This window comes from Shewanella carassii (genome assembly GCF_019670705.1).
Classification (GTDB): domain Bacteria; phylum Pseudomonadota; class Gammaproteobacteria; order Enterobacterales; family Shewanellaceae; genus Shewanella; species Shewanella carassii.
The window spans coordinates 1,559,033-1,580,216 of record NZ_AP024618.1 but is presented as its reverse complement, the minus strand read 5'-3'; the positions used below and the strand labels follow the sequence as shown (position 1 = coordinate 1,580,216).

Below are 21,184 nucleotides of genomic sequence, written 5' to 3'. Positions count from 1 at the left end.
CTCAGCCCACCACTTGCGGGATCCTGTGAACCATCTCGATAAAGAAATCCATCATGGTGCGCACCAGCCAGTGACCGATAAACATCAGTGCGAACAAGGTCATCAATAGCCGGGGCAAAAAACTCAGAGTCTGTTCGTTAATGGAGGTGGCCGCTTGGAACACAGCCACAATCAAGCCGATGATCAACCCGGGTACCACTATGGCCGAAACCATCATCACGATCACCGCCAAGGCTTCGCGGAAAATGTCGATCAGTGATTCGGGGGTCATCTACACCTCCTATAAACCGAAGCTGCCGGCGAGCGTGCCCATCACCAAGGTCCAGCCATCGACCAGTACAAACAGCATGATCTTAAACGGTAAGGAAACAATCATGGGGGACAACATCATCATACCCATGGCCATCAGAATACTGGCCACCACCAAGTCCAACACCAGAAACGGCACGAACAGCATGAAACCTATCTGAAATGCTGTCTTGAGTTCACTGGTGATAAAGGCCGGGATCACCACTGTCATAGGAGCATCTTCAGGATTGTTGATATTCTGGTAACCGGAGATCTCAATAAAGGAGTTGAGATCCGTGGTGCGGGTTTGTGACAACATAAATTTTTTCAGCGGCGATTGTCCGGCATCGAATGCTTGCTGCAATGTCATGCTGTCATTCATGTACGGCTGCACCGCATCATCATAGATACGGTCAAACACAGGCGCCATGATAAAGAAGGTCATAAACAGGCTCATACCGATAAGAACCTGATTGGAGGGCGTTTGTTGCAGGCCTATAGCCTGCCGCAAGATAGACAAGACCACTATGATACGGGTGAAAGAGGTCAGCATGATCACCATGGCAGGCAAGAAGCTCATGGCGGTCATCAGCAGCAGGATCTGCATGGTCACCGAATACTGGGTCGCGCCATCCGGGCCAGTCGTCACTGTCACTGCCGGAAACAGCGCATCCTGAGCCTGGGCCAAGCCCGGCAGTAACATCAGAGGTAACAGCAGCATTGGCCAATATTTCATGATGGTTTTACCCTGGCCTGCCTGAGCTTGGCGGCAAAGCTCTCGTTGTCTATGGTCACCGGCCGCTCCAACTTATCAACCAGGGAGACTTGCGCCGCGGTAACCCCCAGTAGGTATTGCTGTCCATCCAGCTCCACCAATACCAGCTTCTCTTTCTGCCCCAGCGGAGTAACCGCCAGCGTCTTGATAGCCGATTGGCTGCCGGGAACAAGATTGAGACGTTTCACCAGATAAGCCAGCACAAAAATCAGTGCCAGCACCAGGATAAGTCCGCCCATCATACTGGCCATGGTCGCCAGGCCGTTACCGCCATCGTGAGTCAAGGCGGTTGCCGCCTGGGTCGTTGTTTGTGTCATGGGCACCGGCTTATTTCAGTTTCTTGATACGTTCGGTCTGGCTGATGACATCCGTCAGACGGATACCGAACTTGTCGTTGACCACCACCACTTCACCGTGGGCAATCAAGGTGCCATTGACCATCACATCCAGAGGTTCACCGGCAACCCTATCCAGCTCCACTACCGAGCCCTGGTTGAGCTGCAATAGGTTGCGGATGCTGATAAAACTGCGTCCCACCTCCATAGAGATAGTCACCGGGATATCCAAAATGGTATCCAATTTAGCGGCTTCCTCTTCGGACAAGGGTCTGGCATCGCTTTTCAGCTCATCCAAATCAACCGCCTTGGCCTCTTCTTCAGCCTGTTCGGCCATGGCGGCAGCCCAATCGTCCATCTCTTCAGTACTCATTCTCTATCACCTTATATTTCCGAGATATCCTTGGATTTACCCTTACGGGTTACCAGCTGCAGTTCGGTCTTGACCGTTTCCGGACGCGGGATCTTGTCACAGATCTTCAGCGCCAGATTTTCCCTGACCCGCCCCAGTTTACATCTGTAAGTGGGCAAGTCTTCTATCTTCATAACGATATGCTCTGGCAATTCAACCGGGATCACATCACCGGCCTTGAATTCCATCACGTCTCTCAGTGTTATCTGTTTTTCAACAAGGCGTGCATCGAACCCGACCTCAACGTCCATGATCTCGTCTTTCAGCGCCTGAGACCAACGCATATCGGTATCTTGTTTGTCGCTTTGAACCCCGGCATCCAGCAGTTCACGAATAGGTTCTATCATGGAGTAAGGCATGGTGATGTGGAAATCGCCACCACCGCCATCCACTTCAATATGGAAAGAGTTGACCACCACCACTTCGGTCGGGCTGACAATATTGGCCATCGCCGGGTTGACTTCCGAGTCCAGATAGTCGAACTCGACATCCATCACCGGCGCCCAGGCATCTTTGTAATCTTCAAAGATAATCTTCAACAGCAACTGCACTATGCGCCGCTCTGTCGGAGTAAATTCCCGCCCCTCAATCTTGGCGTGAAAACGGCCATCACCACCAAAGAAATTGTCCACCAGAATAAATACCAATCTGGCTTCCATGGTGATCAGCGCCGTACCCTTGAGCGGACTAAAGCGCACCATATTCAAACTGGTAGGCACAAACAGAGTATGCACATACTCGCCAAACTTGAGCATTTGTACGCCATTAATCGAGACTTCTGCAGCCCGGCGCATCATGTTGAACATGCTGATCCGCAGGTGACGGGCAAAACGTTCGTTGACGATTTCCAGAGTCGGCATTCGACCACGAACAATGCGATCCTGAGACGAAAAGTCATAGGATTGAGCCTCAAATGCCGACTCCTCCGTATCCTCTTCTTCGACGTCATCCACACCATGAAGCAGCGCATCAATTTCGTCTTGGCTTAATAAATCACTCACGATATTGCCTTCGCCTCTTAGTCCCTGTTACTGCATCACAAAGCCGGTAAATAACACTTTTTCAACGACTTTACGGCCGGTAACCGGTTGCAGTGTATTTTGTACATTGAGCAGCGCCAACTGCCTGAGTTCATCTTTACCCGCCTGGCTGCTGAGCTTTTCAACATCGGCGCCGCTGAAGGTAGTCAGCAGTGCATCTTCAATCAAGGGAATATGCTTCTTGAGCGTGACGTCATCATCACTCCCTCGCACCATGAGTTGTACCTTGATCTCTACCAGCCTGGAACGGTTGGCTCCCGGCAGATTGAACAGAAATGGTCTTGGCATGGCCACATAAAAAGCTTCTCGACTATTATTGGCCTGCACTTCCTCGGTTTGTGTCTCACTACTCTCTTCCTGAGTAACCGCTTCATCTGAACTGCCCAGAAAAAACCACAGGCCAACACCGACCAACAGCAAGACCGCGAAACCTATGCCACCGAAGATAAAGAGTTTCTTTTTACTTTTGGGCGCCTGCGCCTCTTGCAGTTCAAGCTCTTCTTGTTCTGCCATGTTTTGTCCTATCCCTTAATCTACCGCACTGCCCGCGGAAAAATGCCATCCCTATAGGTTACCTGTTCAGGCGTAATAATCTATACCCGAGCCATAACTTGTTGTGCGATTTGCGCTTTGTGTTGTTTCTTCGGCGGAAATTTCACCTTCTACGCCATCTTGAGCAAAGCCACCGCCATTACCACCTTGCGGCTCACCCTGCTCGCGCCCCCCCTGAGAGATATGGCTATCGGCCAGATTCATTCCCTGTTCCTGCAGCATTTCCCTCAGTCTGGGCATCGCCTGTTCCAACATATCTCGAGTTTGAGCTTGAGTGACGTGGAACTGAACTTGAGTCTGATCACCGTGCACCTGAACCCTAACCATCATGGCTCCAAGTTCCGGAGGGTCGAGACGAATTTCGGCTTGCTGCACCCCATTGCTGACCATGGCAATCAACTGCTGCCGCATCACAGGGGCAAAACGTTGCACCATATCGGCGGTCTGCACTGACTGTTCCATCCCCTGTCTCAAAGACAACTGAAACTGGGCCATCTCGCCACGCTGCGCAGGTTGTAATCCTTGTTGATGCAGCTGTTGTTGGAATGGACTGATATCTGTTTGTGTCGAAGCGGCATCGCCCTTGAGTGCCTGATGTATAGCATCACTGACAGGGCTGCGCACCTCTGTGCCCACCTGAGCACCTTTCATCTCGGTCTTCAACAAACTGGCGAGGACCTCTTTGGTGGCCGTTTTGTCACCCTGGCTATCAGCACTGACAGTGGTAGCTGCGGCGGCGACCTCCGTCCCCAATTTGCCGGAGGCATCCAGTTTGGCCTTATCAACAACGGCCGAAGGCGCCAAGATATTGTCACTCTTACCACCATCAGTATTGAGATTTCCCTCTCGAGCCAATGCCGCCATACCATCAAGGGGCGCCGCCTTGGTTACAGGCTTGCCGCCATCTGGCCACCCCATCTGTTGTTCAGGGCTTTCCAATGGACCGGCGTTGTTCGTCTTAGCGCTGGCCTTATCGGCAGCAAACAAAGATGGGTTCTGTGTGTCGGCACCTTGACTCGTTTCATCAAGCATCGGCTCAAGCGTATCTGACTCTGCAGCTTCGCTATCTCCCTCTTTATCAAGGGCCCCCTCCAAACCATCACTGGTCGATTCCTGCGCCAATTTCAAGGTCGCTAACAACTCAGCTTGTTCCTCTGGGGATAGGGCGTTGAATTCATCTTCATCAAGCCCCGTCAGGGCAGCAATCTGTTCCTGCAGGCCAGCGGCCTCCGACAAAGAGGCTTCACTGTCTGCGTCTACCGGCAACTTTTTGCCCATGGCAATCTGACCTAAGATCAATGACACATCGACCTGGGCCTCTTCTTCCGCATTATCCGCAGTGAGGCGCGGTTCAGAGAATTCCCGCTTGGGACCTTGAGGCTCGAGCGAAAACTTAGCTTTTGCATGTTGGAACTCGGAAAGAAATGCCTCATTATCAGATGGTTGCAATGCATCTTTGGCAGTAACTTCCTTACTGCTGGCACCACCGATAAAGATATTGGATAACTGCTGCATGCCTTCCTCCAGCATACTGACCCACTCAGGCAAAACCGGGCCAGCTCAGAATAATTGTCTCTACTTAAAATAAAGCAAAATTCACGCCAATTAGAAAGGAACTATTGAATTTAAAGGAAATCGTAGTCAAACACTCAGTGGTTAAGCTTACGCCGATAAAATTGCTGCGAAGCAAACTCATCAATGAGCTTTTGTTCTTGTTTGGCGGCTTTGGCTTCCGCCTGCTGGGCTTTTTTCTCTAGCAACATCTCCACCGCCTTACGCTTTTGTTGCTTTTCCAACCAATGTTGCTGCCGATAGCCACGCTGCTTATCGGCCTCGGCAACCACGGCGAGTTGTTGTCCGATGGCATCATCTACCTGACGCACAAATCGATGAAACTGTTGGTAATAGGAGGCGCCAATACTCTGCCCCTGCTGGGCATCAAGCTGCTTCATATAGTCGAGCCGGTATTCCCGCAATGATTGCAATTGAGACTGACGCCTCTGACACTCCATTTGCGCAGCTTTAAGTTGCAGTGCCGCCTGCTCTTCGGCTTCGACCGCCAGTTTCAACACTGTGTGCAAAGGATCGGATTTAGCCATCTAACGTACTGTTCCTTAAAATTGCTTGCCTTGTGGGTCTTAACTCGGATCTCAATCGAACTCAGGCCCCTATTGTCACTGCATTTTTTTGTCGAGCACCGACACTCCGGCACTCAATGGCGTTACACCTTGCACTGGGCTGCGAGCTGCCCCAACATCTGCTGACAATCGCTGAAACTGATCGCATCGCGCATCCCCTGTCGTAAAAAGGCGTTCATGGCAGGCTGTAAACGAATAGCATTGTCGATACGCGGATCCGAACCTTGGGAATAGGCACCAATGGAGATCAGATCCCGGTTTTGCTGGTAGAGCGAATAAACTTGCTTGACCCGCCGCATCGCTTCCAGGTGCGCCTCGCTTATCACCATAGGTGCCACCCGACTGATGGACGCTTCAATGTCTATCGCCGGATAATGCCCTGAGTCGGCCAAGGCCCGTGACAACACTATGTGACCGTCCAAAATGGCCCGCGAGGCATCGGCAATGGGGTCTTGCTGATCGTCCCCTTCGGTAAGCACTGTATAAAAGGCGGTAATCGAGCCCTGCCCTTCACCGCCATTGCCGGCGCGCTCGACCAAACGGGGTAACTTGGCAAATACTGAAGGCGGATAGCCCTTGGTTGCCGGTGGCTCACCGACCGCCAGGGCAATTTCCCGCTGTGCCTGAGCGTAACGGGTCAGGCTATCCATTAATAACAGGACGTCATAGCCGAGATCACGAAAATACTCGGCTATTCGAGTCGAGGTTTCGCAGGCACGAAGGCGCATCAAGGGGGAGGTATCGGCCGGTGCGGCTATGACCACAGAGCGGGCCCGCCCCTCTGCGCCCAAGATCTCTTCGATAAATTCTTTCACCTCCCGGCCCCGTTCCCCCACCAGGCCAACCACGATAATGTCGGCCGTGGTGCCGCGAGTCATCATACCAAGGAGCACACTCTTACCCACGCCGGAGCCGGCAAAGAGCCCCATACGTTGGCCCTTACCCACGGTAAGCATGGCGTTGATGGCTCTGACGCCTACATCGAGCGGTTCGGTAATTGCCCTTCTGGATAGAGGGTTAATGGCGGGGCTGTGGCGCGAGGCTTGTTCATCTGTGTGTAGGGCGCCCATACCATCGAGCGGCTGGCCGTTACCGTCCAGCACCCGGCCAAGGAGACTCAAACCGACGCTGAGCCCAGTTTGTTCACCGAGCGGCATCACCTTGGCGCCGGGAAGCACGCCCCTGAGTTCTTCAACCGGCATCAGATACAATAGCTCATCATCAAAACCTATCACCTCGGCGATAAGCTTTCCCGCCATAGTATCTATGGCGCAGAGACTGCCGACAGGTGCCCGGCAACCACTGGCTTCCAGCGTCAGACCAACCACCCGTACCAGCTGGCCGCTGGCAACCGCTTGAAACGGTGACTGTTTTTCAGCCAAGTGTTTGAGTTCACTCAGCAGTTGGCTTCGGCGCTGCTGTATCATGAGTGTCTCCTTCGCTGGGCTGTTCGCCCTCTTGGCTTGCAATCTCTGCCTTATCGTTTATCGCGGCAGTTTGTTCATCGGCAAGCGATTGCCCCTGTTCGCTGTCTTGCGCTGGGGTCAATCTATCATCTATTACGGCCTGCTGCTGAGCAGCCCTTTTCGCCAACATGGATTGTTCGGCTTCAAGATTGGCAAACACCCCTTCCAGGCGGGTTTCCAGACGCATATCCACTTGCGAGCGTTGGCTATCCACCACACAATCGCCCCGGTTGAGGCCGGGATCGGCTTCCAGTGTCCAGCGGTTACGTGCCAGTTGCTCTTCACCGTAGAGCTCTTTCACCAAAGCCATATCTTCGGGATGCAGGCGCAGATTCACTTTCTGCTCTTTGAGTGGCAGGGAATCTATCCCTTGCCTGAGCGCCGCCAGTATATGTTCCGGATGGGTTTTCAATTCATGGGCTATGAGGTTGCGCGCCAAAGTACCGACCAGCGTCAGCAATGATTCTTCTATCTGGGTATCCAGCAGCGCCAGCGGCGCCTCGAACTGAGCGAGCAAGGCGTCGAAACGCGCCAACATGGTAGCGGCCTGTTGCAGTCCTTCTTCCCGCCCTTGCTCTAGGCCCTGGGAAAAACCTTCACTGTGTCCCTGCTCTAAGCCTTGAAGACGTCCCTCCTCCAAGCCTTTGGCTATCCCTTGTTCCTTGCCTTCAGCAAAACCTTCCTGCTCGGCCTGCTCGCGAATTGATTCAATTTCGGCCATCGTTGGCGGCGACACCGGCTCTTCAGCCTCTTTAGCCTCCATCACCCCGGGCTTATGACCAAAGAGGTTACTGGGCTTCAGTGGCAAGGCATCACCCACATCGGGCAGTTGCCAATGGGCAAACTCTCCGGCTTGATCCGGTGGCACTATGTTGTGGGACACCTTTTTGTCACTCATTTAAATTCACCTGTCAGAGGAACTCTTCACTGCCACTTCCCCCCAGCATAATCTCACCGGCATCGGACAAGCGACGGGCAATAGACAATATCTCTTTTTGCGCCACTTCCACTTCGCTGATACGAATTGGCCCCATGGCTTCGAGATCGTCACGCAGCAATTCTGCCGCCCGTTTGGACATATTGCCGAGGATCTTTTCCTTCAGCGGCTCGTCGGCCCCCTTGAGCGCCTTCATCAGCACATCCTGTTGCACTTCCCGCAGCAGCGTCTGGATGCCACGGTCGTCAACATCGATGAGGTTTTCGAACACGAACATCAAGTCCTGGATCTGCTGTGCCATCTCTTCGTCGGACTCGCGCAGGGTTTCCATCAGTTGGCTCTCTACCCCGGTATCCAGGTAGTTCATGATGTTGGCTGCGGCCTTCAAACCACCCATCTTGGCGGCTTGGGCGCCACCCTGACCGGCAAACTGTTTCTCCATAATGTCGTTCAGCTCTTGCAGTGCGGCCGGTTGCACCTCTTCGAGGTTGGCGATACGCATCATCAAATCGAGACGGGTGTTTTCCGGGAACTGGGCAAAGATTTCCGCCGCCTGATCCGGTTCAAGATAGGACAGTACAATGGTTTGGATCTGCGGGTGTTCGTTCTGGATAATAGTCGCCACCTGTCTGGCATCCATCCACTTGAGCGAGTCGAGGCCTTTGGCGCCACTGCCCATGACAATCTGCTCGATAAGATTACCGGCCTTGTCTTCACCCAACGCGGTAGTCAGTGCCTTACGCACAAACTCTTCGCTGTTAAAGCCTATGGAGGAGTATTTCTGGATATCATCCAGAAACAGCTTGTGAACCGCAACCACCTTCTCCTGGCCGAACTCCTGCATGGCTGCCATCGCCATCCCCACCTTCTGAACCTGCTTGGGTTCCAGATGTTTGAGAATAGAGGCCGCATCGGCTTCACTGAGACTCAGCAACAAAATGGCGGTCTTCTCAATCCCGTTGAGACTCTTGACATCGAAGCCGCGCTCGGCTGGTTTATCCGCTTTTTTTTCAGGCATCTTCTTGCAACCAGTTCTTCACCACTTGGGTGGACAGTTCAGGTTCATTGGCCACCAAAGCACGTATGGCCTTAATCATATCATCATCTTTGTGCAGATCCGGTATCAGAATCGAACCATCATCGGCATAACTGTATTCACTTTCTGGTCGGTTGAGCATGCCCAGAGTGTCGGCAGCATACTGATCTTCTATGTCTGCCAGTTCATGTCCCAGCGCAGGCTCGTCAGGCAGATTTTGGCCATCAGGGTAGATAAGACGCTTAAGCATGGGGCGCACGACAAACAGGATAAGAACCAAAATCACCAAGGCACCGATGGCAAGCTTCATCGCCCGCCAGAACCAGGGCTGCTCCCACAGTGGAGGCTCGGGCAGGTCTTCAACCAGCTGATCCATAAAGGGCACTGTCACCACTTCTATCATGTCGCCCCGTTGGCTGTTAAAGCCAACCGCACCTTCCAGTAAGCGGCGGATATTCGCCATCTCTTCACCAGTGCGAGGCACTCTGGCGACCTGACCGTTTTCACCGGCCGCTCCTGTCTTGTAGTCGACCGCCACGGAGACACTGACCCGGCGAACCACGCCTATCTGCTGACGAGTATGGCTGATGGTGGTATCCAACTCGAAGTTGCGAGTCGCCTCTCTATGGCTGTTGCCACTGGTAACGCTACTGTCTGTCGCCTCACTGGCTTGTTCAGGAATGTTGGATTCCATCGGCGGCTGGTTGGAAAGTGCGCCAGGAATACCGCCTGTTGTGCCACCGATACTATTGTTTTCTATCGTCATTTCACTGCGAAGTGACGGCAGATCCGGGTTGTAACGCTTGGCTGTTTGCTCGACCGCGGTAAAATCCATGCTGACATCCACCTGAGAGGTGAAGTTTTCCGGACCGAGAATGGGCATCAGAATCGAGTCAATCTTGGTGCGGTATTCGTTTTCCTTTTGTTGCACCAGCTCAAGCTCGCGTCTGGCGCGGGCAGATACCCCATCTTGACTGCCTGAGTTCAGCAAACGACCGTTGGAGTCAGTTACTGTGACTCGACTGGGTTCCATGCCATGAACCGCCGAGGCAACGATATCCACTATCGAATCGACCTCTTCCTGACCCAGCCCCCCCCTGCGAGTATTGACCACCACTGTGGCGCTGGGCTTGGCACGATTGCGGGCAAACACATTCTCTTTGGGCAATGCCAGGATCACTTTGGCACGAGTAACACTGTTAAGCTCTTCAATCGCCCGAGCCAGATTCATCTCCTGACTCTGCTTCAACCTGGCTTGTTCCATCCGCTGGCTGACACCAAAGCCGGTATCCTGACTCAGGTAATCTTTGGCTTCGGCGCTGGAGTCTATACCGGCACGACTCAACATCATCTTCACGTCCTGATACTTGTCTTCAGGCACAGTGATCACATCGACGTCTATCTTGTAAGGCACCCGGTTCTTATCCAAAACATCGAGCACCTGCACCATCTCCTGGGTTTCCATCTTGCCCAGAGGTCGGTATTCCGGTTCCTGAGCCCAGATCATCACAAATACCGCCAGTGCCAGACAGATAGCCAATGCCAGGATCATGGTGATCTGCCGCAGCATATCAACGCCCCCGAGGGAGCCCAATACACCCGACTTATTTTCCTGTTGGACCCCATCCAGCGTTGTTCCACCGGCGGGAACATTGGATCCTGCTACTAATTCTGTGCTCACGGCGCGTTCCTGTTATCCGGGATCTTTGATGTGAGCAAGCCTTAAACCGGCATGCTCATAATCTCTTTGTAGGCTTCGACCAGCTTGTTACGCACCTGCACTGTGGCCTCGAATGCGACGCTGGCTTTCTCACGGGCAATGACAGTGTCAGATAAGGACACTGTGGTGTCACCCATTTCCAGCCTGGTGGCTAAGTTAGATGATGTGCTTTGCAACTCACTGACATTGCCAACCGCCTGGGCCAACAACTGGCCGAAATCGGCTCCTGTGGTGTTGCCCACCTGACGGACAGGCGAAGACTGAAATCCCGTTGGGGCAATTTCACCTTTCAGTGATTGCATTTCTTGCAATAAAGAATTGGCACCTATTTGCATCTTCTCACTCCTGTCGTCAGTGAATTGACGATAAACCTGCGTTAAACAGGTTTATGCAATTAGTTTGCCAAAAAAAATTGAAGCCCTGAAATAAATATCAGGGTTCTGTGTCATATATCAAGAATAGAATTGTAAAAAGCGGCTGGAACGCCGCTTTAGGAGAGCTTAGGCTGGTACTTCGATACCCATTTCACGCATACGAGCCATCTTGTATCTAAGAGTACGGGCACTAATCCCGAGTTTCTCGGCCACCAGCTTGCGACTGCCCTGACACTGGGCCAGAGTCTCGAGAATAATCACATGTTCCTGGGCCTTAAGTTCATCACCAAGCGCCTCAGGCATTTCCGGGACCGTGGCATCTCCCAGGGTGACATCCTGCAGATCGATAATAATATCGCCCGCTTCTATCTGCCCTTGGCTCAAGATCAATGCTCGCTGGATCACGTTATCCAGTTCTCGGACATTCCCCGGCCAACGGTGGGCCAGCAAACGCCGCACCGCAGCATCACTGAGAGTCGGAACTGGGTTAATCGCCGCATTTTCGGCATGGCGAGCCAACAGATGCTTGGCCAACGGGATAATATCCGCCGGTCTTTGATTCAGTGCCGGCCAGGCAAGCGGAAACACATTGATCCTATAATAAAGGTCTTCGCGAAACTCGCCCTTGGCCACCATCTGTTTCAAATCCCGGTTCGAAGTTGCCAGTACCCTGACATCGAGCTTAATAGTCTTGCGGCCGCCCAAGCGTTCAACCTCACGCTCCTGCAACACCCGTAGCAGCTTGGCCTGCAATGCCAGCTCCATCTCGGAAATTTCATCGAGTAACAGGGTGCCGCCATGAGCCTGTTCAAACTTACCGGGACACGCCTGATAAGCCCCGGTAAAGGCACCTTTCTCGTAGCCAAACAAGGTGGCTTCCAGCATATTTTCCGGGATGGCGGCGCAGTTAATCGCCACAAAAGGCCCTTCAGGCCGTTGACTATGTTGATGAATGTAACGCGCCAGCACCTCTTTCCCCGAACCACTGGGACCAGTGATCATCACAGAGGCTTCAGAAGCAGCCACCCGCTGCGCCAGTGCCAGTAAGGCCAGACTCTTTTCATCGGCCACCACGGGGCCGCCGTTAACCACCTTGGGGCGTAAGTAACGGCTGACCTGATTGAGTAGTACCTGGGGGGCAAACGGCTTGGCGAGATAATCCACCGCTCCCAATTTGATTGCGCTGACGGCATTGTCGATAGTGGCATAAGCAGTCATCAACAGGATGGGCAACTGCGGATGTTGCTGACGCAGATAATCAAGCAACCCCATACCGCCGATCCCTTCCATCTGCACATCGCTGATCACCATATCAAAACGATTGCCTTTCAAAGCCATTATCGCTTCTTCGGCACTGGCGACATCGACACACTCATAACTGGCCAGCAACAAGGTATCGAGCAGCGCCTCCCGAAGCGCGGCATCGTCTTCCACCAACAAAATTTTTGCTTCGCTCATGCCACGCCTCCTTGAGAGTCTGTCGTCAGCGGGAATGTCAGCGTGACGGTACAACCTGCGCCCAGCTTACAGCTGAGGTCCAATTTACCGCCGTGGCTGCGCACCACTGACTGCACCACAGCCAACCCAAGGCCGGTGCCTTGACGCTTGGTGGTGAAGAAAGGCTCCAACACCTGCTTTTGCATCTTGCTATCTAGCCCCTTGCCATTATCTATCACATCGAGGCGCAGTGCCTGTTCGCAGCTCAGGCGCAGAATGACTCTGGTGGCACCGGCTTCCAGGCTATTGATCACCAGATTATTGATCGCGGAACTCAGACCGTGCAGATTGACCAGCATTTCGCTATCGCCTTCGAGTTGCAGACTCAACTCGACATTTTGCCTAGCGGCGATGGGCTCACAGTTGGCCATCACTTTTTCCAACACTGCCGAAAAAGGCACTCTGTCGCAGGCTTCTTCTTGCCTGCCTTTAGCGATCAGCAACATGTCATTGACCTGCTGCTCCAGCTCGGAAAGCCTGTCGAGCAATTTGCCCTGAAAACGCTCTCTGGAGCCGGCATCTAGCCTCGGGCTGCCCAAATTGGCGGCATAGAGTAAAGCGGCAGAAAGAGGAGTACGTATTTGATGCGCCAGAGTGGCAACCATTTTCCCCAATGCAGACAAACGTTCGAGGTGGGAAAGGTTTTGCTGCAATAGCCGGGTTTCGGTGAGATCGGTCAGCATAATCAGCTGGCCCTGCTCCGGCGTCAGAGGTGTAATCGCCAGCTTCACTCGGCGACCATTGCGCAAGGAAACTTCATGACCATCGTCTTTTTGCGGCGCGAAGGCACGATTAATGATAGTCAGCCAGCGCTGGCCGACCAGGGGCAAGCCCAACAGGGATTCAGCAACCGGGTTGGCCTCACTGACCAAGCCGTCACCATTGAGAATAACAACGCCCGAAGGCATGGCCTGCAGAATATGTTCCATACGATTGGACATATTGGCGGCTTCCCTTACCGGGATCCATTCGCGGCCATGATGAGAAATGGTTTCGAGCTGAGCCAATGGGCTTGCAGACATATTAACCCCGTCAAAAATACGATGCTGACAGGGTTAATGCAGACTTTATGCCAACTTAAAAATCCAAATTATCAGGACGTTAGTCTTTACTCATGCCGTATTTGCGCATTTTCTCCACCAAGGTGGTGCGGCGAATACCCAACATTTCAGCGGCGCGGGCAACGACATTGTCCTGTTGATCCAGCGCTTGGCGGATCATATCGATTTCCAACTCGGCCAACAGATCCTTGAGATTGACCCCTTCCGGAGGCAGTTCACTGGGGAAACGAGTTTCAGGCAGATCGACCGGCTCTTCGTCATTGAAGATAGATGCCAAGGCATCACGCTCCAGTTGTTCTTCGCTGACTTCAACTGAATATTCGGGCACATCGATATGCCGATACTTGACCGGCAGGTCGTTGACATCGACCAGACCACCCGGATAGAGGATAGTCAAGCGTTCAACCAAATTGGATAATTCGCGGACATTGCCGGACCAAGCGTGCTCCTTGAGCGAGTCGATGGCGCGCTGGGTAAAGCGCACTCGCCCCTTGCCTTCGTTGAATACCCTACTGACTAACTCCTGCAACAGCAGCGGGATATCATCCCGGCGCTCGCACAGAGGAGGCATTTCGATAGGGAATACATTGAGACGATAGTAGAGATCTTCACGGAACTCACCATTTTCAATCATGGTTTCCAGATCTCTGTGAGTCGCGGCCACGACCCTTACATCGGCGTTAATCGCCTTGTTACCACCCACACGTTCAAACACTCTTTCCTGTAGAACCCGCAGCAACTTGACCTGCATCTGCAGTGGCATGTCCCCTATCTCATCGAGGAACAGGGTGCCACCTTCGGCCAGCTCAAAACGCCCTTTACGGGAGCTGATTGCGCCGGTAAAGGAACCTTTCTCATGGCCAAACAGTTCACTTTCCAACAGCTCAGGCGGAATCGCACCACAGTTAACCGGAATGAAAGGCCCATCACGACGTTCTGAAAGATAATGGATATTGCGGGCGACCACTTCCTTGCCGGTCCCCGAAGGACCGAGCACCAACACAGAGGCATCCGAACCGGCGACTTGATTGATAAGATGGCGGACATTGGCAATACCGTCGCTACGGCCGACCAGGCTGCGGAACAGCTTGGTCTGGTTGGCACTGGTAGGTACCTGTGGCCGCTTAACCTGACCAAAAACCTGGCAAAAATGCAGCAGTTCAGTCAACTGGGCGTAATTGAAAGGCTCTTCAATCTTACCCAGTAAGTTAGAGGAATTTGCGCTACTCTGCCCCAGCAACAACATAGGCTGCCATGGTAATTTGAGCATCAGAGACTGAAGAGTCTCATCCTCTACACCGTCAGAGAGCAGAACCATGGCCCTGCATCGAGTTTCCGGAGATTGTGCCTCAATAGCCTCATGGGCCACAACGTCAACTTGCTCACCAATAAACTCTAAAACACAGGATAAGCGACTGGTGCGCTCTGAGGGGGTTCCGACAAGTAAAATTCGTTGATCTGTATGCATCATTCAGTGGGCCGTTAAGCTTTGGCAATTATGGATTCGCATTAATTATTAGTGTTAGTTGCTCAGGAAAGTGGCAATGCTTTCTTCACATACTCAACTAAATTTGTAGCAATGCTGAATATTGTATTATCGGCACGATATAAGCAAGCCTAGGATGGTTTTTATGCCTATCCCCTCTTGATTTTAGTACAAATTCAACACGCAACCGCCAATATCGTCAATTAAATGGCGAAAGTCAAAAAGGCGCCTTAAGCGCCTTTTCCCTGAGTGACTAATAACTCAGCAACTCTAATCGTGAGCGGAAATATGATGTTTATCGGCCGGGATAGCATCCCAAGCCTCCTTAATGTCACGTAATATCACAGCGACATCATCCAAAGCCTGTACATCATTATTCAGGTTGGCCTCGGATATTCTTCTCAGCATAAAGTCATACAAGCTATTGAGGTTTTTGGCAATTTCGCCACCAGCATCCATATTTAAGCTACTGCTAAGGCCAGTAATAATGCCCACGGCTTTACTAATATAAACCCCTTTAGCCGCTTGGTCGCCCTGCTCAATAGCATAACGGCTCTGAGCAATGCGTTCCAAAGCACCGTTGAACATCAGCTGAATGATCCTGTGCGGGGATGCAACTGAGATTTCACTCTCCAATGACACCTTGCGATATGATTTCAGCGACCCTCTCATAAATACCTACCTATTTGCATCTATAGTCTTGTAAACATTGACTTGGCGTTTGTTTTGGCTCCTGAGCGCCAGCAGATCTTGCCTTTGTTGGCGTATCGTTTTGGCATTCTGCTCAAAAACGGCGGTGAGTTCCAGTTGCTCTTTGAGCACATCGGGATCCTGCACCTGTGCAATCAGGGTCTGGAGCAAAGTTTGACGCCTGTCTACCAGCTCTTGCAAATTAGAGACCAACTCGTCTGTTCTTTCATCTTCGGCAGGAATTGTCAGCAAGCAATCCAGCGCCCTGCGTAACAATTCGTTGATCTGTTCCAGCTCTTCGGTTTTCTGCATCATCTATCTACACTTATCCCTGCTTAACGACGCCAGGCAAGGAATTCAACGCGCCGACAATATTCTGCCCCTGATTAGACAGTTTTCCGACAACCAAATCCATAGCATTGAACTGTTTGGTCAATCGAGCCTCGAGCAACTCCATTTTTAGGGCAAATGCTTCACGCTGATCTTCCAAACGCTGCTTATCGCCGGTATAGGCCTGGTTGCGGGTATCTATTACACCACCGGCTTTGACGTAAGTATTGGCCAGTTGACTCATGGAATTGGCGATACCTGTGTCCTTGGTAGAAAACAGCGCTTCAACACCATCCATATTGGTCTTGATAGCTTGATCAAGCTTGGCGTCATCAATCGAAAGTTTGCCATACCTGTCGGTTTTAATGCCAATATCATAGAGTGCGATGGAGCCATCGGCCGTTGCCACCCTGTCACTGATCCCTGAACGCAATTGAGACTCAAGCGAGCGGATCATGGAGTCGCCCTGCAGCGCAGCGGCCTCTTTCTTATCCGTGTCGTAAGCCGACAGCTTTTCAATTGATGAGATCAGACTGTTGTAGGCATCAACAAAGCCCTTCACATTCTCTTTAACCGCATCAGTATCCTGAGCTATGGTCAACTTAGTGGTTTTATTGACATCCGCATCAGACAGGTTGAGTGTGACACCTGGAATCGCATCCTTGACCTCATTGGATTGAGAAGTCAACTTCTGACCATCGATATAAAGCACTGCATTGCTGGCCGCTTGGATCTCTTCAAGATTACCGGCACCAAACATATCAGACAGCCCGGTCCCCGAAGTATCGGTTGCGGTTACGCTTATCTGGTTATCCGTCCCTTCCTTGTCAGAGCTAAATACCAAACGACTACCGGCATCACTGGTAATAACTGTGGCAGTTACCCCAACATTGTCGGCATTGGCATTCACCTTTTTGGCAATATCTTCAAGCGAGTCCGTCGCTTCAATATCAACGCTGAAATTTTCGCCATTAACAGCAAACTGCAGGCTTCCTTCACCGACCGCAGCACTGGCATCGGCGGTGGCGGCGCCGGCAACCTTATGCTGCTGCGCCAAGGCTTCAATCTTGATGTTATAAGAGCCTGGCAATGCATTTTTGTTTGCCGTGGCAGAAAAGAAGTCTTCACTACTCTGAGTCACTGTGCGCTGGTTCAGAGCGCCTCCGTCCTGAAGCTTTTTCAACGCATCCTGGAACTTTGACAGCTGACTCTTGAGAGTGCCGATGGCAGAAACCTTGGCATCTATCGTATCTTCAGTCTTATTGAAAATCGCTTCTTTGGGTACTTTCTCGGCATCGACCAAAACCTTGACGATCTCGGTAATATTGAGCCCCGACCCCATACCTGTTGCTGTTAATGCCATATCAACCTCTATCTCACGTTAAGCCTGTTCAGGCTTCAGTCTTCATCAGCAATCCTGCTACTTCTGACAGTTTAGCAGCCAGCTCCAAAGCTTCCTCGCTGGGGATTTGCCTTATCACATCTCCCGAGTCTACATCCATCACGCTGACCACGTGCGTGCCGGATGTCTCATCCACTTTAAATGCCAACCCCTTACGCATCATAGACATGGTATTGGAGAGTTCTTCCGCCACCTGATTCAGTTGCTCGGGATCTTGCTGCGTTTGCGTGTTCTGCTCGGCCTCATCTACCGGCTTGAGCAAGGCTGTCGCCTCAATGTCTGCATTTTTGGGAGCAGCCTCTTTCAACTGTCCCGGTTTCACTTCTGTCCTCACGGGGACAGCATTGGATAAATTAGTGACTTCCATCGCTTATTCTCCACTCAGTTGACCCATCTGTCTGCAATGCCTTCCTTCCATGAATGCAGCAAAGGGAGATCCGTTGCCGAACCTCCCTTTAACTGACGCGATAGCTAACCTGAAAGATTACAGCAGTGACAATGCAATCTGTGGCAGCTGGTTAGCTTGGGCCAGCATGGCAGAACCTGTCTGCTGCAGTACTTGGCTCTTGGTCATGGCAGAGGTTTCTTTGGCGAAATCCACGTCCACGATACGGCTCTTGGCGTCAGCTACGTTGGCCTGAGTGTTGGCACTGTTGCTGATGTTGTGAGCCAGACGGTTCTGAATGGCACCCAACTCGGCGCGTTGTGAGTCGATGTTCTTGATAGCCGCATCGATCTTACCGATAGCTGAATTACGGCCAGCAGAGGTGGTGACATTCAACGTATTAACAGAAAGTGTCGCAGCGTTGGTAGTCTTAACCTTGATGGTCACATCTTCGCCATCCTGGTGACCTACCTGGAACTTCTTACCGCCAGAAAATCCACCAGCCATCAGCTTGGTGTTACCAAAAGCAGTGGTGTTACCGATAGCAGTGATTTCAGTTGCCAGCGCATCCATCTCGTCTTTGATGGCAGTCAAGTCAGCAGAGCTGTTAGAGCCGTTTTCAGACTGGATGGCCAAATCACGCATACGTTGCAGCATGTTGGTCTGCTCCTGCATCGCACCTTCAGAGATCTGGGCGATAGAGATAGCATCGTTGGCGTTACGCATACCGACTTCAAGACCTTTCACCTGGCTATTCAGACGGTTAGAAATCGCCAGACCTGCAGCATCATCTTTAGCACCGTTGATACGCAGACCACTTGACAGACGCTCCATTGAAGTGGCCAAGCCACTGTTGGAGATGTTCAGGTTTTTCTGAGCTTTCAGTGATGTTACGTTAGTGTTTACTGTAATAGCCATAATGATTTCCTCTTTACCTGGCTTGGGAAAACTAGCCTGTCTTCGTTTGAGCCAGGCGGGTCTTACTGGTTACAGTAACTTTAACGGCACCCCTTTTTTTATCTTTAGCCATTTTTTTCAAAAAATCATCAATTCTTTCTAACTAAATGATTATTTGGAAAAAATAATATCGCCAACAGTGTGAAACTGCTGACGACATTACCGGCAAACACATCATTAGCCCAATAGAGAAAGGGCAACCTGAGGCAATTGATTTGCCTGAGCCAACATGGCAGAACCTGTCTGTTGCAGTACCTGACTCTTGGTCATGGCCGCCGTCTCTTTGGCAAAGTCCACATCCACAATACGGCTCTTGGCATCAGCCACGTTGGCCTGAGTGTTGGCACTGTTGCTGATATTGTGGGCCAGACGGTTTTGGATCGCACCCAATTCGGCGCGCTGGGTATCTATGTTCTTGATAGCCGTATCAATCTTACCAATGGCAGAGTCACGACCGGCAGAGGTCAGTACAGTCAGCGCATTGACAGACAGAGAAGCCGCATTGTTGGTCTTTACTGTCACTGTCACGTCTTCACCATCCTGGTGACCTACCTGAAACAGCTTGCCACCGGAGAATTCGCCAGTCATCAGCTTGGTATTACCAAAGGCAGTACTGTTACCAATTGCAGTGATCTCATCACGCAGCTGATCCATTTCATCTTTCAGCGCCTGCAGATCGGCGGTGCTGTTGGCACCGTTTTCAGACTGGATGGCCAGATCACGCATACGTTGCAGCATGTTGGTCTGCTCTTGCATCGCACCTTCGGCAATCTGAGCGATGGAGATAGCATCATTGGCATTTCGCATGCCTACATCCAAACCGCGAACCTGAGAGTTCAAACGGTTGGAGATCGCAAGACCAGCGGCGTCATCCTTGGCACTGTTAATCCTTAAACCACTGGACAGGCGTTCCATTGAGGTCGCCAGGTTACCAGTGGAGATATTCAAATTCTTTTGTGCCTTCATCGAGGTCACGTTGGTATTAACGGTAATAGCCATGTTGAGTTCCTCTTCCTAGTTTTACCGCCAAGACTCGGAGCTTGGCTAAATTTGTTAACTATTTATCTGACAGACGGGTAGGTCTTTGCTTTCTGTTAAATAAAGTCAAACAGGGAAACAGAACCCACTCTGCTGAACACATTTGAAACGGCGTTCAATGCCAACTGTTGTTTTTGAAACTCGGTAATCGCCGCGGCGTAATCGAGATCTTCCAGCAGTGACAGTGCCGACTTGTTTACCAGCTCCTCCTCTGTGTGATTGGAGCTGTAGCTTTCGAGGCTTTTGAGATTATTCCCGGCCACCCCTCTGGCCACACTGAGCTGATTCAAGCCGCTATCAACGTTATTCAATAACTGTGCCAACTCAGCTTTACCTTCCGGAGTATTCACCCGGTCGGGATCTTCCAACAGACCTATGGCCTGATGAATGGTATCGAAAATAGGCGTATTGGCTTTGGGTTCCATGGTGAAGGAATCCCCGCCAGCCGGCGTACCGTCCAGCTTTACCTCTATACCGTTGAAGCTCACGGGATTACTGGCATCGAAGTTGGCCACATTCGCAACCGCCGTGCCTCCCGAATCCAACACTTCCAAATCAACCCCACCGGCACCGTTGTCGGTAAAGTTGAAGGTGTAAGTGTCAGCCACGTGAGCCGCAGCATTATCTATCTTGGCACTCAGTACCCTGAAATCCCCGGTCTGGGAGGTCAAATAATTGACGCCATAATCACCCATGCCATTAGGCACCTTCATAAAGGCCGAATCCCCGGGAATATTGGTGCCCATGGCAACCCCTTGAGCCACCAAGGCATCACGAACGCCGCTGTCACCGCTGTAGATCATGTTGCCGCTGGCATCGAAGGCAAAGGGTTGATTGTCTGTGCTGAATCCGGAGAACAGATAGTTGCCCGACTCATCCTGGGTATTGGCAATACTCAAGAGTTCATCCAAACTGCCGCGCAATTCATCGGCAATCATTTGCCGCTCTGAGGGTGCCAGGGTGCCATTTACTGCACGCAACATCTGCTCCCGAATACTGGACACCAAGGTTTCGGCGCTGCCGAGCTTGCTTTCGGCCATCGACAGATGATTCTTGCTGTAATCCACATTCTTGAGATACTGCTGCACCAACGCATTTTGTTGATAGAGATTGTCTATACCGATAGCCGCAACCGGATCATCACCGGCAGTGTTGACCTTCTTGCCGCTATTGAGTTGATCAAGGATCTTACTGGTATCCGTTTGCTTCTGCAGAATGCTGTTTAAGTTCTGCTGGTACATCTGTGAAGTTGAAATACGCATCAC

Annotated in this window: 23 protein-coding genes; all 23 read right to left on the bottom strand. The window is 51.7% G+C overall.

Annotated features, from left to right (window positions below; translation table 11 throughout):
* Position 1: 1 nt before the first annotated feature.
* Positions 2–271, bottom strand: a complete 270-nt coding sequence (gene fliQ, locus K5621_RS07250; protein ID WP_025887440.1) for a flagellar biosynthesis protein FliQ — start codon at positions 269–271, stop codon at positions 2–4.
* 9 nt (positions 272–280) lie between these two features.
* Positions 281–1,009, bottom strand: a complete 729-nt coding sequence (gene fliP, locus K5621_RS07245; protein ID WP_229671839.1) for a flagellar type III secretion system pore protein FliP — start codon at positions 1,007–1,009, stop codon at positions 281–283.
* A gap of 11 nt (positions 1,010–1,020) precedes the next feature.
* Positions 1,021–1,380 carry a flagellar biosynthetic protein FliO gene (gene fliO, locus K5621_RS07240; protein WP_100142271.1) on the bottom strand — a complete coding sequence of 120 codons (360 nt, stop codon included), beginning with the start codon at positions 1,378–1,380 and terminating at the stop codon, positions 1,021–1,023.
* A 10-nt stretch (positions 1,381–1,390) separates the two neighbouring features.
* Positions 1,391–1,771 carry a flagellar motor switch protein FliN gene (fliN, locus tag K5621_RS07235; RefSeq protein ID WP_100142270.1) on the bottom strand — a complete coding sequence of 127 codons (381 nt, stop codon included), beginning with the start codon at positions 1,769–1,771 and terminating at the stop codon, positions 1,391–1,393.
* Between the two features lie 11 nt (positions 1,772–1,782).
* Positions 1,783–2,811: a flagellar motor switch protein FliM gene (gene fliM, locus K5621_RS07230; RefSeq protein ID WP_100142269.1), complete on the bottom strand. Its 1,029-nt coding sequence runs from the start codon at positions 2,809–2,811 to the stop codon at positions 1,783–1,785.
* A gap of 27 nt (positions 2,812–2,838) precedes the next feature.
* Complete coding sequence (gene fliL, locus K5621_RS07225; RefSeq protein ID WP_100142268.1) at positions 2,839–3,363, bottom strand: flagellar basal body-associated protein FliL; 525 nt, start codon at positions 3,361–3,363, stop codon at positions 2,839–2,841.
* 66 nt (positions 3,364–3,429) lie between these two features.
* Positions 3,430–4,917, bottom strand: a complete 1,488-nt coding sequence (locus K5621_RS07220; protein ID WP_245003147.1) for a flagellar hook-length control protein FliK — start codon at positions 4,915–4,917, stop codon at positions 3,430–3,432.
* Positions 4,918–5,051: 134 nt separating this feature from the next.
* Positions 5,052–5,501 (bottom strand): flagellar export protein FliJ, encoded by a 450-nt coding sequence (gene fliJ / locus K5621_RS07215; RefSeq protein ID WP_100142266.1) that lies wholly within the window; start codon positions 5,499–5,501, stop codon positions 5,052–5,054.
* 122 nt (positions 5,502–5,623) lie between these two features.
* Positions 5,624–6,964, bottom strand: coding sequence for a flagellar protein export ATPase FliI (fliI, locus tag K5621_RS07210; protein WP_221051143.1), 1,341 nt, complete (start codon positions 6,962–6,964; stop codon positions 5,624–5,626).
* Positions 6,933–7,904, bottom strand: coding sequence for a flagellar assembly protein FliH (gene fliH, locus K5621_RS07205; protein WP_221050802.1), 972 nt, complete (start codon positions 7,902–7,904; stop codon positions 6,933–6,935). The genes fliI and fliH overlap by 32 nt, the downstream gene beginning before the upstream one ends.
* 13 nt (positions 7,905–7,917) lie before the next feature.
* Positions 7,918–8,961, bottom strand: a complete 1,044-nt coding sequence (gene fliG, locus K5621_RS07200) for a flagellar motor switch protein FliG (protein ID WP_221050801.1) — start codon at positions 8,959–8,961, stop codon at positions 7,918–7,920.
* Positions 8,954–10,660 carry a flagellar basal-body MS-ring/collar protein FliF gene (gene fliF / locus K5621_RS07195; RefSeq protein WP_100142263.1) on the bottom strand — a complete coding sequence of 569 codons (1,707 nt, stop codon included), beginning with the start codon at positions 10,658–10,660 and terminating at the stop codon, positions 8,954–8,956. The genes fliG and fliF overlap by 8 nt, the downstream gene beginning before the upstream one ends.
* A gap of 41 nt (positions 10,661–10,701) precedes the next feature.
* Positions 10,702–11,034: a flagellar hook-basal body complex protein FliE gene (gene fliE, locus K5621_RS07190; protein ID WP_100142262.1), complete on the bottom strand. Its 333-nt coding sequence runs from the start codon at positions 11,032–11,034 to the stop codon at positions 10,702–10,704.
* A gap of 165 nt (positions 11,035–11,199) precedes the next feature.
* Positions 11,200–12,531: a sigma-54-dependent transcriptional regulator gene (locus K5621_RS07185; protein ID WP_221050800.1), complete on the bottom strand. Its 1,332-nt coding sequence runs from the start codon at positions 12,529–12,531 to the stop codon at positions 11,200–11,202.
* A complete protein-coding gene (locus tag K5621_RS07180; protein WP_221050799.1) occupies positions 12,528–13,592 on the bottom strand; it encodes a sensor histidine kinase in 1,065 nt (354 codons plus the stop codon). Before K5621_RS07180 ends, K5621_RS07185 begins: the two co-directional genes overlap by 4 nt.
* Positions 13,593–13,671: 79 nt before the next feature.
* The gene (locus tag K5621_RS07175) at positions 13,672–15,102 is read right to left on the bottom strand and encodes a sigma-54 dependent transcriptional regulator (protein ID WP_280638587.1); all 1,431 of its coding nucleotides are present in this window, start codon (positions 15,100–15,102) and stop codon (positions 13,672–13,674) included.
* A gap of 285 nt (positions 15,103–15,387) precedes the next feature.
* Complete coding sequence (gene fliS / locus K5621_RS07170; protein ID WP_100142920.1) at positions 15,388–15,789, bottom strand: flagellar export chaperone FliS; 402 nt, start codon at positions 15,787–15,789, stop codon at positions 15,388–15,390.
* A 6-nt stretch (positions 15,790–15,795) separates the two neighbouring features.
* Entirely contained in the window at positions 15,796–16,122 is a 327-nt protein-coding gene (locus K5621_RS07165) for a hypothetical protein (RefSeq protein ID WP_229671911.1), read from the bottom strand.
* 10 nt (positions 16,123–16,132) lie between these two features.
* On the bottom strand, positions 16,133–17,500 hold the full coding sequence (fliD, locus tag K5621_RS07160; RefSeq protein WP_100142919.1) for a flagellar filament capping protein FliD: 1,368 nt from the start codon (positions 17,498–17,500) through the stop codon (positions 16,133–16,135).
* A gap of 28 nt (positions 17,501–17,528) precedes the next feature.
* Positions 17,529–17,861 carry a flagellar protein FlaG gene (locus K5621_RS07155; RefSeq protein WP_425332457.1) on the bottom strand — a complete coding sequence of 111 codons (333 nt, stop codon included), beginning with the start codon at positions 17,859–17,861 and terminating at the stop codon, positions 17,529–17,531.
* Positions 17,862–18,023: 162 nt separating this feature from the next.
* Complete coding sequence (locus K5621_RS07150; protein ID WP_100142917.1) at positions 18,024–18,842, bottom strand: flagellin N-terminal helical domain-containing protein; 819 nt, start codon at positions 18,840–18,842, stop codon at positions 18,024–18,026.
* A gap of 216 nt (positions 18,843–19,058) precedes the next feature.
* On the bottom strand, positions 19,059–19,880 hold the full coding sequence (locus tag K5621_RS07145; protein WP_100142916.1) for a flagellin N-terminal helical domain-containing protein: 822 nt from the start codon (positions 19,878–19,880) through the stop codon (positions 19,059–19,061).
* A 95-nt stretch (positions 19,881–19,975) separates the two neighbouring features.
* On the bottom strand, positions 19,976–21,181 hold the full coding sequence (flgL, locus tag K5621_RS07140) for a flagellar hook-associated protein FlgL (RefSeq protein WP_221050797.1): 1,206 nt from the start codon (positions 21,179–21,181) through the stop codon (positions 19,976–19,978).
* Between the last annotated feature and the right edge of the window lie 3 nt (positions 21,182–21,184).

What these genes read in the sequence shown, in the direction of transcription:
- fliQ (WP_025887440.1), bottom strand. Translation starts at nt 271, where the DNA reads ATGACCCCCGAATCACTGATCGACATTTTCCGCGAAGCCTTGGCGGTG.
- fliP (WP_229671839.1), bottom strand. Translation starts at nt 1,009, where the DNA reads ATGCTGCTGTTACCTCTGATGTTACTGCCGGGCTTGGCCCAGGCTCAG.
- fliO (WP_100142271.1), bottom strand. Translation starts at nt 1,380, where the DNA reads ATGACACAAACAACGACCCAGGCGGCAACCGCCTTGACTCACGATGGC.
- fliN (WP_100142270.1), bottom strand. Translation starts at nt 1,771, where the DNA reads ATGAGTACTGAAGAGATGGACGATTGGGCTGCCGCCATGGCCGAACAG.
- fliL (WP_100142268.1), bottom strand. Translation starts at nt 3,363, where the DNA reads ATGGCAGAACAAGAAGAGCTTGAACTGCAAGAGGCGCAGGCGCCCAAA.
- K5621_RS07220 (WP_245003147.1), bottom strand. Translation starts at nt 4,917, where the DNA reads ATGCAGCAGTTATCCAATATCTTTATCGGTGGTGCCAGCAGTAAGGAA.
- fliJ (WP_100142266.1), bottom strand. Translation starts at nt 5,501, where the DNA reads ATGGCTAAATCCGATCCTTTGCACACAGTGTTGAAACTGGCGGTCGAA.
- fliH (WP_221050802.1), bottom strand. Translation starts at nt 7,904, where the DNA reads ATGAGTGACAAAAAGGTGTCCCACAACATAGTGCCACCGGATCAAGCC.
- fliG (WP_221050801.1), bottom strand. Translation starts at nt 8,961, where the DNA reads ATGCCTGAAAAAAAAGCGGATAAACCAGCCGAGCGCGGCTTCGATGTC.
- fliE (WP_100142262.1), bottom strand. Translation starts at nt 11,034, where the DNA reads ATGCAAATAGGTGCCAATTCTTTATTGCAAGAAATGCAATCACTGAAA.
- K5621_RS07185 (WP_221050800.1), bottom strand. Translation starts at nt 12,531, where the DNA reads ATGAGCGAAGCAAAAATTTTGTTGGTGGAAGACGATGCCGCGCTTCGG.
- K5621_RS07180 (WP_221050799.1), bottom strand. Translation starts at nt 13,592, where the DNA reads ATGTCTGCAAGCCCATTGGCTCAGCTCGAAACCATTTCTCATCATGGC.
- K5621_RS07175 (WP_280638587.1), bottom strand. Translation starts at nt 15,102, where the DNA reads ATGATGCATACAGATCAACGAATTTTACTTGTCGGAACCCCCTCAGAG.
- fliS (WP_100142920.1), bottom strand. Translation starts at nt 15,789, where the DNA reads ATGAGAGGGTCGCTGAAATCATATCGCAAGGTGTCATTGGAGAGTGAA.
- K5621_RS07165 (WP_229671911.1), bottom strand. Translation starts at nt 16,122, where the DNA reads ATGATGCAGAAAACCGAAGAGCTGGAACAGATCAACGAATTGTTACGC.
- fliD (WP_100142919.1), bottom strand. Translation starts at nt 17,500, where the DNA reads ATGGCATTAACAGCAACAGGTATGGGGTCGGGGCTCAATATTACCGAG.
- K5621_RS07150 (WP_100142917.1), bottom strand. Translation starts at nt 18,842, where the DNA reads ATGGCTATTACAGTAAACACTAACGTAACATCACTGAAAGCTCAGAAA.
- K5621_RS07145 (WP_100142916.1), bottom strand. Translation starts at nt 19,880, where the DNA reads ATGGCTATTACCGTTAATACCAACGTGACCTCGATGAAGGCACAAAAG.
- flgL (WP_221050797.1), bottom strand. Translation starts at nt 21,181, where the DNA reads ATGCGTATTTCAACTTCACAGATGTACCAGCAGAACTTAAACAGCATT.